Source organism: Actinoallomurus rhizosphaericola (assembly GCF_024055675.1).
Classification (GTDB): Bacteria; Actinomycetota; Actinomycetes; order Streptosporangiales; family Streptosporangiaceae; genus Actinoallomurus; species Actinoallomurus soli.
In genome coordinates this window covers 1-13,734 of the sequence record NZ_JAMXMW010000037.1, presented here as the reverse complement: position 1 = coordinate 13,734, position 13,734 = coordinate 1, and the positions used below count along the sequence as shown (strand labels likewise).

At 68.8% G+C, this 13,734-nt stretch carries 8 protein-coding genes; 6 read left to right on the top strand and 2 right to left on the bottom strand.

Features of this window, described 5'->3' with window-relative positions; all coding sequences use genetic code 11:
* The first annotated feature begins 13 nt into the window (after positions 1–13).
* The 6 genes from NE234_RS43550 to NE234_RS43525 all read left to right on the top strand — a co-directional run bounded on the left by NE234_RS43550 (position 14) and on the right by NE234_RS43525 (position 11,954).
* A complete protein-coding gene (locus NE234_RS43550) occupies positions 14–4,615 on the top strand; it encodes a hypothetical protein (RefSeq protein WP_252787048.1) in 4,602 nt (1,533 codons plus the stop codon).
* 172 nt (positions 4,616–4,787) lie between these two features.
* Positions 4,788–5,228, top strand: a complete 441-nt coding sequence (locus NE234_RS43545; RefSeq protein WP_252787047.1) for a YbaB/EbfC family nucleoid-associated protein — start codon at positions 4,788–4,790, stop codon at positions 5,226–5,228.
* Positions 5,229–5,367: 139 nt separating this feature from the next.
* Positions 5,368–9,390, top strand: coding sequence for a type VII secretion protein EccCa (gene eccCa, locus NE234_RS43540; protein ID WP_252787046.1), 4,023 nt, complete (start codon positions 5,368–5,370; stop codon positions 9,388–9,390).
* Positions 9,391–9,441: 51 nt separating this feature from the next.
* Positions 9,442–9,819: a DUF397 domain-containing protein gene (locus NE234_RS43535; protein WP_252787045.1), complete on the top strand. Its 378-nt coding sequence runs from the start codon at positions 9,442–9,444 to the stop codon at positions 9,817–9,819.
* Positions 9,820–10,098: 279 nt separating this feature from the next.
* The gene (locus tag NE234_RS43530; protein ID WP_252787044.1) at positions 10,099–10,932 is read left to right on the top strand and encodes an alpha/beta fold hydrolase; all 834 of its coding nucleotides are present in this window, start codon (positions 10,099–10,101) and stop codon (positions 10,930–10,932) included.
* 632 nt (positions 10,933–11,564) lie between these two features.
* Positions 11,565–11,954, top strand: a complete 390-nt coding sequence (locus NE234_RS43525; protein WP_252787043.1) for a hypothetical protein — start codon at positions 11,565–11,567, stop codon at positions 11,952–11,954.
* A 147-nt stretch (positions 11,955–12,101) separates the two neighbouring features.
* On the opposite strand, the gene NE234_RS43520 is transcribed toward NE234_RS43525, so the two are convergent.
* On the bottom strand, positions 12,102–12,710 hold the full coding sequence (locus tag NE234_RS43520) for an NIPSNAP family protein (RefSeq protein WP_252787042.1): 609 nt from the start codon (positions 12,708–12,710) through the stop codon (positions 12,102–12,104).
* A gap of 174 nt (positions 12,711–12,884) precedes the next feature.
* The coding region (locus NE234_RS43515; protein WP_252787041.1) for a hypothetical protein at positions 12,885–13,734 on the bottom strand (850 nt) is incomplete at its 5' end.

Here is a 13,734-nt window from a genome sequence, read left to right as displayed (position 1 = left end):
CGATTTCCGAAAAATGAACAGCAAAATGGAGCGATACGTGTGGCGTAAGTCGAGCCAAAGCATCAGCGCATGCCTGCAAGCCGCTGCAGTGGTAAAGCAGACGCTCCCTGATGGGCGGAGGCGGTTCGTGTCGCCATCAACCGACCTTCCGGGCGTCAGCGACCCCATGGCCGGCGTTACCGGCGCGGCCACAGAGGTCGCCACAGAGGTCGCCACAGTCCAGCAGCCTGTGGCGGCGCAGACTGGGGGGCTTCCAGCCCTGAATTTCGACACGATCCCGCTGTCGGCGGCGTCTGGCACCGACACGTCCGACTCCCGCATCGCGTCAACCGCCGTGGAGGCCGGGGAAGCCGGCGGCCCGTCCCCCATCGGCGGTGGTCAGGTCAAGGGCGGGGACGGGGCGTACAGCCGATTCGTTGGAAGAGTTCTGATACCCGAAACCCCAGAAACGCCGAACACGCTACCGGTGCGGGAGGAGACGTTCGCTGCCGATGACGGCGGCTCGGACCGTGGAAGTGCCCGGTCGAATTTCGGGCTGCCCGGGGGGATCAGGTGGGAGCAGGCGCGTTGGGCGCAGTCCTGGGGCTTCCGGTTCGTCGAAGGGCAAGAGTCGGCCCGACGGGATGTTGCGGCGCTGGGCGCCGAATCGCTGTACGCGGCGGTACTCGCGGCGTCCGGTGGTTCGGTCATCGCAGAGGGCCGGGTAGTCCATGATCCAGCGGAGCTACGTTCTCTGCTGGGCCGTTGGATGCGGAACGATTCTGCAGAAGAGGGCTTGGCCTGGCCTGGCGTGAAGGAGGCGTGGGCGTCGGCGTACAAGGCCAGGATGCGAAGCATGCTCGATGGCCCTTTGTCGCCGGCCAAAGAGCAAGGGCTTGTCGAACGCTCGTTGAGAGACGAGGAAGGCCGGCAACCCGCTGCGTGGGATTACATTCTCCGCAGTATCACTGGTCTGACGGGGACTTGGCCGGAACTGGAGGACAGCGTCGCCCCGCCGTTGATCAGCCAGTTCCTCGGGAAGAGCCTGCTGGTGCTGCACCCTGATGGGCGGATAAGCGCTTATGGGTCGGGCCCGACGTTGGTGCTTGCCCAAGGTTCCGACTCGGGCGGCAAGCCGCGCTGGATGGGAGCACCGGCGGCGACGGACGATCCGGTGCTGGATGGGTTGTCGCCGCAGCAGGTGGAATGGGCGGCCAAGACCGGGATGGTCTTTGTCGGGCCGCGCGGAAGCAGCGATCCCTTCGATGCGCTGGAGGCCGTCGGCCGCGTCGCTGGGGTAGAGGCGCTGCTGGGTGGGCTGCGCGGGCTGCGGACGCAGTTGGCGCGGGCGATGCAGGATGACCCCGCCCGGCCCGGTTCGCTGCGTTGGATGGACATTACGGACCAGTACGTAGAGGACCAGTACGTAGGAACCGCCGGTTCTGAGGGGCAGCGAGACGCCTTCCAGCGCATGGCGGATGGCCGGGCCTGGACAGAGCTCATCGCTGGTGTTGAGGGTGGCTTCTTGACCGATCCGATGCTGCAGGTGCTGGTGCACCATTACCTGGGGGTGAGCGTCACCATCCTGCATGCCGACGGGCGGCAGGTGTCCTTCCGCGAGGGAGGACAACCGGTCACCGTCGCACAGCTGGTAGGGAGCACGGCCGGCTCCGGGAATCAGTGGATCGGGCTGGCGCCGGTCGGTCCGCCGCTGGCACTGGGCGCGATCACCCGGCCGGCCGATGTGGCCGGCGGGCGGCGTACGCCCGCCCCGATCAGCCGTATCGTCGACGGAACCGAACCGGTCGTACCGGTTGGGCCGGTGGGCCGGGCGTCGGCGGGGGCGAGTACGGCGCAGCGGAAATGGGCGCTGGATAATCACTTCCGGTTCGTCGAGGTCCCGGCCGGTCCGGACGGCCTGCTGGAGGCGCTGGTGCAGGCCACCGACGGCGGTTTCACCACCACCGACGGGGTGTTCGTCAAGAGTGCGGGGGATCTGCGCACGTTGCTGGCCGGCAAGATTCGTCAGCTCACCGACGCCCATCCGGGTTTCTGGCAGGTGGTGTACTCGATCTACGAAGCTCTTTATTACCAGCGTGAAAACCCGGCCGACGACGAGGCCGCTCGGACGCTGAGTGAACAGATCGGTGCACGGATCAATGGTGGTCAGGCGCTGGATGAAATCATCGCCTCGATCGAGGCGACGTCGGCCGCTGATTCGGGGTACTGGCCACAGCTCGCCGAGCAGGTGGTGCCGTTCTTCGCGAACCGGCTTGGCCTGGCCGTGCGGGTGGTCGAGCGGGACGGTGCGGTCAACCGGTACGGGAAGGGCCGGCCGGTCTTCATCGCGCCGATCACGGACGAAGACCTCGGGGGGCGGCGGTGGGTGGCACTGCCGCCGGCGGCGGGGCGGTTCGCGGGCGGGTCCCCGTTGAGCAGCCCGAACCTGTCCGACCCGGCGCTGGTCAGGTTGGGCCGGGCCCTCGACGCGACCAAGGCCGCCGGTGGGGATGAGGCCGTCGCGTCCTGGTTGCGCGGGGTGGCCGAACGCTGGCAGGCGAGTGCGTCGGTGCCGCGGTCCGCCCCCACCCGCGCACCCGGCGATGCAGCCCAAGGTGCGGTGTTGTCGCGGACTCCGGACGATCTGCGCGAAACGGTCGATGGTCTCGGCAGGATCCCCGGGCTCGGCGATCCGGCTTCTCCGGGCGCGGGAGAACGGACCGCTGCCGGTGTGATCACTTCCGGGCTGAGTCTGGGCGCGGCGGTCGAGCTGTTCCAGGCGCTGTTCGACGAGCGCGGCGGCGTGGGTGTGCCCGCCGCCACTGGGCAGATCACCCAGGGCGGGCCTCCGTCGGGGATCGCGGCCGATCAGTGGGTGGCGTCGTCGTCGCTGCGAGAGTTGGTCGAGGCGATCCCGTTCGGGGGCGCGGCCTTGGTCTTCGACGGTACGCGGTCCTGGGTGGCGATCGACACCACGGATGAAATGCGGCTGGTGAAGTTCGACTCCGCCGACCCGAGCGGTCGGGTGAGCGCCTGGAACGACGAGGTCAAGGCGTCGCTGGACAGAGCGGGGCTGGGGCTGGTCGTCGATATCAACGGGCTCACGCTCGCGGCCGATCAGCTGGAGGGGCCGTTCACGCCGGCCACCGGCTGGGACGGTGACCTGAACGCCGAACCGGCCGGTGACCTCATGCCGGCGGGCATCAGCGCCGCCCAGGACAAGTGGGCGCGCGAGCACCAGGTACGGTTCGGCGCACTGCGGACGGGCCCGAACGCGGTGTTCCAAGCGCTGATCGATGCGGTCGGCGGTGAGCTCACCGTCGACGGCGAGCAGGTCGGCGACGCGTCGACGCTCCGCAAACTGGCGACCGGACATCTGCCCCGAACCGAGGCGGGACACCTGCCCTGGACCTATGTGGGCCCGATGGGCGCGATGGTCTTCGCGGAGTTCCAAGACCGCATCGTGGTCGAGCACTTGGACAACAACCTGTCCGTTTACCACCGGCAGGCGGTGTTCGAGCAGATCAGTGCCCATCTGGCCGATCGCTCAGCCGACGGGTACATCCGGCGTGCGTTCGACCGGCCGGGTCATTGGGAACCGATCGTCCACGCACTGGCCCCAGCTGCCCTTGCCGACCTGACAGGCATGAACCTGCTGGTCGTGGGTGCCGACGGGCGGGTGCGCGCCTACGGCGACCCGCAGGCGCCACGGGTGGTGCTGGCCCGTACCGATCCGAGTTCGGCCGCACCGGCGGGCTGGGGGGCACTCGTCCCCGAAGCGGCCGCAACGATCGGGTCGCACCCCCGCCCGGTCGCCGGTATCGAGCCCGACATCGAGATCCGGCCCACCGAGCCGGAACCGGCGGGTGCGCCCGCTGCTTTGACCGCCGCTCAGCTGGAGAGCATGGGCAAGAACGGCCTGCTCATCGGACCCGCCACCGGCGGCTTCCTTCACGCCGTACGGGCCGCGACCCAAGACAGACTGGCGGCCGACCGCTACACCCCCATCACCACCGACACCGACCTGCGCGAATTTCTGGCGAAAGCGGTCCGTGAACGTCCTGACCTGCTGGACGAGGAGACCTGGCAAGGGATCAGGAGGACCTGGCAAGAGATCAGGAAGGCAAGCGACAAGACGGACCCGGGCATCGAGGACATCGTCGATACCCTCGCCGCCGCCGACCGCACGACGACCCCTGACGCCGAGGTCGACATCATCAAGCACCTGATCTCCCCTTACACCGGCTACCAGATACGCGTTCTCGAGCCCGAGGGAGAAATCAAGACATATGGAACCGGCGTGCCGATCACTATCGCGAAGCCGGACCGCACTGGATCCAGCCACTGGGCCGTCCTGACCCCCACCGCAACAGCCCATCCCCAGGACCTGCCCGGCCTACCGCCACTGTCCGACCTGTTGGACCTGTCGCCCAGCCCGCAGGACTGGCACCCCGACGATTTCACGGTAGTGCAGGGGGGAGCCGCGCGAGCCGACGACCTCTGGCGTTCGCCCACGTTCTGCGCGAAGGTCTGGATCACCAGGGAAGACGGAACGAAGGAACTCGTGCCCGCGTGCGTCTCGGTCACCGTCATCACCATCGACCGGCCGCTCGCCACCATCCCCGGCGCGGCATAGAGCACCCCGGACACGTCATGCGATGGGGCGACCCGACCGGCCGTCCGCCCACGGGTCGCCCCTGCGCCGGCGATCAACAACCGCGCTCGCTCGCCTCGGCGTCATCTCTGCTCGCCGAACGATCCACCGTCGGCCGTCCGGCCGGCCCGGCCACCGAAGGAGACCGATCCCCATGCCGGAGACCCCCCAGAACCACTTCGAGGCGCTGGCCCGCCGCGCCGAGCAGATGAATTACGAGGTGGCCGACGTCCAGGCCGCGATGCAGTCGATGGAGGCCACCGGCTACGGCGGTGACGGCCTGGTCCGGGCCACCGTCTCCGGCCAGGGCAGGCTGGTCGGGCTGGACATCGACCGCTCGGTGATCGACCCCGACGACCGGGAGAGGCTGTCCGCTCTGGTGATGGAAGCCGTGAACGACGCCGCCGAGGCACTGTCCGCCCAGCGCGCCGAGCGGATGAACGAGGTGACCGGCAACCTCGCCGACATCATCGACCAACTGCAGCAGACGCCGACACGGTACAGCGGGAACGTGGTGCCGAAGGTCCCGAACCGGCGCCCCGGCAGCCCGCCCTCCCGCCTTCCCCGCCTCCCCGGCCTGAACGACACACGCTGATCGGCGTCCCCGATGGGGGGCGTCCCCGGGTGCGGGAACGGGGGCTACCCGTCGCCGACGGCGAACTCCTACGGTGGGAGAGCCGGGATGCGGGTCATCCCCGCTTCCCTCATGCCACCGTCACTGACGAAGAGCGTTGATGTCCCGGATCATCTTCCACCGACCTGCCCGGGTCCTGCCGCCGCAGCTCCCGACGGAACCGGTGGTGCTCGCCGCGCCGCCGCAGCCCGTCGGACGGGATTCCACCAACTGGCTGGTCATGCTGATGCCGCTGCTGTCGAGCATCAGCATGGCCGCCTATCTGATGTCCGGCGGCCGCAAGGTGCTCATCCTGATGGGCATCTGCTTCGTGGTGCTCTCCATCGGCACCACCGTGGGCATCCGCCTGCAGATGCGCGGGAGCGCGCGCAAGGACAAACTGCGGGCCCGTGACCGCTACCTCGCCCACCTGGTGGAGGTCCGAAAGACCGCCCAGGAGGTCGCCGAGGCCCAGCGGGTGGTCGCCGCGTGGACGTACCCGTCGCCGTACCGGCTGTGGGCGATCGCCGCTCGGCGCCGCCGGGTCTGGGAGCGCCGGATCACCGACGCCGACTTCCTGCGGGTGTGCGTCGGCGTCGGCACGGCCCCGCTGTCCACTCCGATTCGCCTGTCCGCCCGCAACGACCCCACGGTGGAGTACGACTCCCGGGCCAAGGAGGCGGCCGACCGGCTGATCGCCTCCGCGTCCACCGTCGGCAGCCAGCCCGCGGTGGTCGACCTGTCCCGCGGCGGCGTGGTCAGTGTGCTGGGCCCCGTGGAGGTGGCCCGCGGCGTCGCCCGCGCCGTGGTCTGCCAGATCGGGGTGCTGCACGCCCCCGACGACGTGGGCGTGGTCATCGTCGCCGGAAACGGCGACTGGGAGTGGGCCAAGTGGCTGCCGCACACCCACGAACCGGACGCCACCGGGAACGCCGGCGTCGTCCCGCTGGTCGCCGAGGACTTCGACGACGTCGCCGACCACCTGCAAACGGTCCTGGACCGGGTCGCGGAGCAGCCGGCGCCCCACCGCGGCCTGGTCGGCCGGGACGCGCCGGACGGTCGGCGCCGGCTCGTGGTGGTCCTCGACGGCTACGACCCCAGGGCCGCCTGGGCCCGCTCCCCGGTGGCCGCGGAACTCCTCCAGGCGGCCGGTCCGCACAGTGCCATCACCGTGCTGTGCGTGGTGGAGCGAGAGAACGACGAGCCGACCCGCGCCGACGTACGAGTGCGCGTCGACCGCGCCGGCGCGCTCACCCTGGACGTCCGGCCGACCGACCGGGGCGCTCCGCCTCCCCAGCAGCCCACCGACGTGCTCGCCGAGTGGCCGGAGCCGGTCCTGTGCGAGTCCATCGCCCGGGAGCTGGCGCCGCTACGGCTGTCCACGGAGGGCGAGGAGGAGATCCTCTCCCAAGTGATGTCGCTGCCGCGCATGCTCGGCATCGCCGACGTGGAGACCTTCGACCCGCAGCGGCTCTGGGTCGGAGTGGAGGACGAAGCCGTGCTGCGCATGCCCCTCGGCTTCACCGCCGACGGGCAGGCGCTGCTGCTGGACCTCAAGGAGTCCGCGCAGGGCGGCATGGGGCCGCACGGCCTGGTCGTCGGCGCCACCGGCTCCGGCAAGAGCGAGCTGCTGCGCACCCTGGTCACCGGGCTGGCCACCACCCACTCCCCGGAACTGCTCAGCTTCGTGCTGGTCGACTTCAAGGGCGGCGCCACCTTCGCCGGCCTGACCGAGCTGCCGCACGTGGCCGGCATGATCACCAACCTCATCGACGACCTGGCCCTGGTGGACCGGGTACGCGACGCGCTGGTGGGCGAGCAGCAGCGGCGTCAGCGGATCCTGCGCGACGCCGGCAACATCGACAACGTCCGCGAGTACCAGCTGCGCCGCGCGGCCGGGCAGACCGCACCGGACGGCAGCCCCCTGCCACCCCTGCCCTACCTGCTGATCATCGTCGACGAGTTCGGTGAACTGCTCTCCAGCCGGCCCGAGTTCATCGAGCTGTTCGTCCAGATCGGCCGCGTCGGCCGTTCCCTGGGCATGCACCTGCTGCTGGCCACCCAGCGCCTGGAGGAGGGCAAGCTGCGCGGCCTGGACGCGAACCTGTCCTACCGCATCTGCCTGCGCACCTTCTCCGCCGCGGAGTCCCGCGTCGTCATCGGCACCCCGGACGCCTACCAGCTGCCGCCGATCCCCGGATCGGCCTACCTCAAGGTCACCGACGCGGTGTACGAACGGTTCCGGGTCGCCCACGTCTCCGGACCGCACCAGTCCGCACGGGACCACGTGCCGGCCGGGCCGTCGCTCGTCCGACCGGCGCCATTCGGCCTGCGGGTGCCGCCCGACCCGGACGCCGAGCCGCACGACCGTCAGGAGCAGGAACGGCCCCGCCCGCTGATCACCGGGCCGACCGAGATGCAGGTCATCGTGGAGCGCCTGGCCACCGTCGGGCAGTCCGCCCACCAGGTGTGGCTGCCGCCGCTGCCCCCCGCACTCCCGCTGGACGACCTGATCGGCCCGGTCGCGGTCCGTCCTGAACGCGGCCTGACGGCCGAGTGGTGGCCGTCCCGCGGCCAGCTGCAGTTCCCCGTCGGTGTCCTCGACATCCCGCTCCAGCAGCTGCAGCAGGCGCTGGTGCCCGACTTCGTGCAGGCCGGCCACCTCATGGTCATCGGCGCCCCGCAGTCCGGGAAGAGCACCATGCTGCGCACGCTGATGCTGTCGGCGATGCTCACCCATACCCCGGACGAGGCGCAGTTCGTCTGCCTCGACTTCGGCGGCGGCTCGCTGCTGCCGTTCGAACGCTCCCCGCACGTGAGCGGGGTCGCCGGCCGGCACGACCTGGCGCAGGCGCGGCGGGTCCTCGCCGAGGTCCGCCAGCTGATCGGCGAACGCGAACTCCAGTTCCGCGGAATGGGCATCGACTCGGCGACCGAGTTCCGGCGGCGCCGTGCGGCCGGCGGGCTGCCGCAGCGGATGCGGACCGCCGACGTGTTCCTGCTGATCGACAACTGGGGTGCCGCCCGTGGTGAGATGGAGGGAATCGACGAGGCCGTGTACGACATCGCGGGCCGCGGTCTCGGTGTCGGTGTGCACCTGGTCCTCACCGCCAACCGCTGGGGCGACGTCCGCACCGCGCTGCGCGACAGCATCAGCGGACGCCTGGAGCTCCGGCTGAACGACCCGTCGGAGTCCGAGGTCAACCGCCGGGTGGCCCGGGCGTTCGGCAGCGTGCCGCCCGGCCGCGGCCTCGCCCCGCCGGGCACCCAGTTCCAGGTGGCGCTGCCCCGGCTGGACGGCCGCGGCACGGTGGGCGAACTCGCCGAGGCCCAGGCCGATGCGCTCACCAAGATCGGCGATGGGTGGGAGGGGGCGGCCGCGCCGGCGATCCGGATGCTGCCCGAACGGCTGACCGTCGAGGAGATGGAGATCCCGGTTGAGGACGAGACGCCCGGTGTCCCGGTGGGCATCGCCGAGCACGATCTGCGGCCGGTCTACCTGAACCTTTCCGACACCGACCCGCACTTCCTGGTGTTCGGGGACTCCGGCTCGGGCAAGACGGAGTTCCTGCGCACCTGGATCTGGGGGATGATGGCCCGCTACACGGCGTACGAAGTGCGGTTCGTCATCTTCGACTTCCGGCGCGGTCTGCTCGGCCTGGTCCCTCCGGGCTACCTCGGTGCCTACGCCGGCGACGCCAACGCGGCGACGGCGGTCGCCCAGGCCCTCGCCGACAAGCTCACCGAGCGGCTGCCCCCGGCCGACGTGACGGTCGAGCAGCTGCGCGATCGCAGCTGGTGGGAGGGTCCCGAACTGTTCCTGGTGGTGGACGACTTCGACCTGGTGTCCTCCAGCCGGCAGTCGCCCCTGACGCCCCTGGTCGACTTCCTGCCGCAGGCCCGGGAGGTCGGCTTCCACGTGGTGGCCGCCCGCCGGGTCGCCGGGCTGACGCGCCGCCAGATGTCGGAGCCGATACTGAGCCGGCTGAGCGAACTCGGCACCGACGGCCTGGTGCTCTCCGGTGACCCCTCCGAAGGGCCCGTCATCGGCGACCAGCGGGCCCGGCCGCTCCCGCCTGGCCGCGGTGTCCTGGTACGCCGCTCGGCCCCGAAGATGCTGGTCCAGCTGGCCCTGGAACAGTGACGTTGCGCCCTCGTATAGATGAGTCACAGCATGGACGTGAGAGGGGAGATCATGGACGAGGTATCCGGAACTCTGGGACTGCTCTTCGTTGACGGCGAGGATGTGCCGGTTAAGCACAAGGTCGCTGCGCGTATGGTCGTATTGCGAGATTCGGTCACCTCTGACGGGACCTCGCTGTACTACACGCCGGATGAGTGGCAGGCCTTCGTCCTCGGCGTCAAAGACGGCGAGTTCGACGATATGACCGCCGTGCCGGTGAGCCCGCAAGAGGGTGAACTCGTCGTTGCGATCCGCGACAGTAAGGATCCCGACGGCCCGAAGCTGTTCGTGTCCGTGAAGGCATGGAGCGAACTGTTGGACCGCATCAAGGCCGGCGAATGCGAACTCCCTCCGGACATGTACGAAATGCTGGACGAGCGTTTCCGCTGAGAAACGGCGGTTCGCCGGCCACAACTAGGTCTGTCCATTGTTAACGGCTCTGTCGCACTTTCGGTGGTAGCGGAGGGTATCGTCCTGTCACGCCGAGGTGTGTTTGAGGTCAATCAGCTGGTCGATGTGGTGTTTTCGGGCCTGTCCGGCCTGGTCATCGAGGATGTGGCTGGCCGGCCGTCACGACGCCCGTGACAGCCCACCAATCCGCGCGGGATTTAGGGTAGGCAACGGCGCGGACAGCCCGGTAAGACGGCCATCAGAATCGAGAGGCAGCAAGTGGAGCAATTGACCGTAAACATCGCTGGGCAGCAGATTGCCTACCTGGAGAGCCCCGGCGGCCGGGGCAGCCAAGACGACCGTGCGGTCATCTTCGTCCACGGCAACTCGTCTTCGGCCAGAACCTGGCTCCCAGTGCTGACAGGTAATTTCGGCCGGCAGTTTCGCTGCCTTGCGCTGGACCTGCCCGGCCACGGGCAGTCCGAGCCGGCCAGGGACCAGTCCGACTACTCGCTGCCGGGATACGCCGCCGTGCTCGCCGACTTCGCCCGGACGCTCGGTGCCGCCGACGCGGTCGTCGTCGGATGGAGCATGGGCGGCCAGATCGTTCTGGAGGCCGCGCCGACGTTGCAGGACGCGGCTGGCTTTGTCATCTTCGGCGCGCCGCCGGTCGCGTCAGCCGCGCAGTTTACGGAGGCATTCCTGCCGAACCCGGTGATGAACGCCATCGGCAGCGCGAGCCTCAGCGAGTCCGAGGCGCGGTCATTTGCCGAAAGCTTCACCGCGCCCGGCTCGGCGCTGGCAACCAGCGAGTTCGTATCCGACATCCTGGCCACCGACGGCGCGGCGCGCGCAGGGCTGGGCTCCAGCGTCGGCGAGGGTCGGTTCGCGGACGAGGTCGCGATCGTCGCAGAACTCCGCCGGCCGCTGGCCATCTTGCATGGCGCCGGTGAGCAGCTGGTCAACCTTGACTACCTGCGCAAGCTCACCATCCCTGCGCTGTGGCGCGGACAGGTGCAGTTGATCCCCCACGCCGGCCACGCGCCGCACCAGGAGACACCGCAACAGTTCGCCGCGCTGCTGACGGACTTCATCGGCGACCTTGGCGGCTGAACGTGTTCGTCACACCACGGACGCCCCTGCGCTGACACGTCGACCTGATATCGGCCCGCGCGGTGTGGTCACAGTGTGGTGTCTTGAGGAGGGTGTGGGCACGGTGCTGATCGATGACTCGGCGAAAAGCCGTGACGTGCTCGCCGCCCGCGAGATGACCGGCGAGATCGCCCACAAGGGCCGATAAAGCTAAGTTGACACACCCACGCTTAGCGCTAATTCTCGGAGAGACAGTCCCGGGACCCGAACACTCCCTGGCCGCAAGGACGGACTGCCCCCCGTGCCAGCGGCCTTCGTTCACCTCCGTGACGCCGTCTTCTTCGCCGGCGACCGCGAACTGCCAGTGAGCTTGTGGCGGGGCCGTCTTAGCGAGATCAACGGGTGGATGTCCGGAGCGTGGACGAAGCCCCAGCCTTAACTCTCTGCGGTCGTTGGTGGTGCCGGGGGTTAACGAGCACCGAGCGTCGGAAAAGGCGCGCTAAGCAAGGGCTCGGGCGGCGCTTGGTCAGTGTGACACAGAATCTCAATTACCTGTCACACTCACCTTCGTCGGCTCGCTGCGGCCCTGCTCGTCGTCGGGTGGGCACGAGGTGACTCGGTAACGTTATGGGTCACATCCCTCGGGAGGGTGATTGTCCTGGGCCAAGTTCGCTCCCAAGACCCGCGAATCCGCCGGGAAGAAGAAAGGCGCTACGACCGGCAAGGGAAACCCCTGGCTGGGCGGCACCCTCGGCGAGATAGCGATCGGCGCCTCCCGGACCCACACCTTCCTAGGCGCACGCTACAAACGCATCGCCCGACGCCGCGGCAAGAAACGTGCCCTGGTCGCCACCGGCAACTCCGCCCTGACGATCGTCTATCACCTGCTGGCCGATCCCGACACCGACGACCAAGACCTCGGTCCCGATCATTACGACTCCCGGATCAACAAACAACGCCGCGCCTGGACCCTCATGCGCCAGATCGAACAGCTCACTGGCCACAAGGTGATCCTCCAAGCCAGCGACGGCACTGCCGCCTGACCCCCACCGCCACACCACCCGGCTCCGCTGACGCTCCGCCGGGTGCTGCCGCGCGCCCAGCTGAGCACCGATTTTTCGAGTCAGCCGAAAGAGTGACAGCGTCAAGATCCGGATGGTTTCAAGACGACCGCGAATCAGTTCTTCGGATCAGCGCAGCGGAGAGATCGGTGTCGGGATGGCGATGGTCGAGGTGGCGTGTGCGATGTTCTCCGGGCCGTTGCGCGGCGGCCAGATGCCGGTGTCGTAGGACTCCTTGCGGATGGCGAGACGGGCGTTGAAATCCGGAAACGGCCAGATGTGGGTGATTCGCGGTGCGCCGTCGAGTCCGTACATCGCGGCGGTTAGCGGGTACATGGCGGTGCGGGCGGGCACGGCGGCCTTCCACCCGGCCATGGTCGGCGCCAGTCCGCCGACCTTGAGCTCGTAGGTGCGGAACTCGTACACGCTGCCGTACTCGCCTGGCTCCACGTCGGGAACGAAGTTGAACATCCGGTACGTTTCCAGCCGCATGCCGACCAGGTGCTCGCCGATGTCGAACGGATCATCGGCTAGCAACAGCCGCTCGCGTTCGGCGGAGAGTTCCTCGGCGTCGGCGAAGCCACGGAGCACGAGAAGACGGGTGAGGATTTCCCCGATCTCTGTCTCCCAGCAACCGAGCAGCCTCCCCGGCGCGGCAGCGGTGTATCGATCGAGGGCGGACAGCAATTTAGGAATCGACCACAGGCGCACGGAAAGTGTGGCCAACTCGTAAAGCATACGGACTCCCCATCTGGTTGAGTGTCGGGACCTGTGCCCCTGTCTGTGACAAGAAAGATCAGCGGTTTGCGGGCGGGGTCCCACCGCCGGTGCCCAGGTCAGCGGGTCACGACGGTGGCGCTGACACAGTGCTGCTCATCGTCAGGGATCAGCTTTCCGTCGGAGGTTCTGGCGCTACGGCTGCTCGACCACCAGTTGAGGCGGTCGTCGGGATTGAAGGTGACGTGGGGGGGCCGGCTTGTGGCCTGCTCCGTCGTGTCCCGTGCTGCCGGTGGCATCGGCCGGCCGGAGGTTCAGAACGGCCGTATCGTCACCGTCGTGGCCGGAATCCACCGTGCTTGGGAGGTTCAGCGTGTCCCGGGCTCGGATCAGACGTTCCAGGAGCGCCTGCTCGTCTCGCAAAGAGCCGTGGAGCCCTTCCATGATCGCCGGATCGGCGCCCGGATCAGCGCTCAGGTCACGGATCTGGCCATCGAGATCTTGGATCGTGTCTTGACGTTTCCTGACCGCTTCATCGAGATTGGCTCGATCGAGCTCATCGTGCTGGTTCGCCGTTCTGGGATCGAGAGCCGCCCGGAAAACGGACGGCCCGCCCAGCTCTGGCCCCTCGAAACCACCCGTCTGGTCACCTGCACCCCCGCCCGGCCGATACGTCCCAGCCAGCAGTTGTTGGATTGCGGCGTCGGCACGAGCATAGGCAGCCCGAGCCGTGTGTTCATCGAACTCCCGATTACGAACATCCTCGATGAACTGCTCAGGGCTGATCCCCGCCCTTATCGCACTCCAGGCGGCCCAATCCAGCTCCTCCACCCTTCCGGCGATCGGGCGATACTCTGTCCGGTCCGGTACGTCCCCCACCCGGCCGTACATGGTGGCTCTTCCCGCACGCCACGTCACATAGCTGTGGGGAGCCTGCTCCTCGATCGCCGCGAAGACCACCCCCCGCACCCCCGGACTGACGTTGCGCAGGTCGCGCCCGGTCAGCGGGCGTTGCTCCATGCGCTGTATGAGGGTGGCGGCCTGC

Bases quoted from the DNA above. Each gene is read 5' to 3' on its own strand.
- NE234_RS43545 (WP_252787047.1), top strand. From the start codon at position 4,788: ATGCCGGAGACCCCCCAGAACCACTTCGAGGCGCTGGCCCGCCGCGCC.
- NE234_RS43550 (WP_252787048.1), top strand. From the start codon at position 14: ATGAACAGCAAAATGGAGCGATACGTGTGGCGTAAGTCGAGCCAAAGC.
- eccCa (WP_252787046.1), top strand. From the start codon at position 5,368: ATGTCCCGGATCATCTTCCACCGACCTGCCCGGGTCCTGCCGCCGCAG.
- NE234_RS43520 (WP_252787042.1), bottom strand. From the start codon at position 12,710: ATGCTTTACGAGTTGGCCACACTTTCCGTGCGCCTGTGGTCGATTCCT.
- NE234_RS43535 (WP_252787045.1), top strand. From the start codon at position 9,442: ATGGACGAGGTATCCGGAACTCTGGGACTGCTCTTCGTTGACGGCGAG.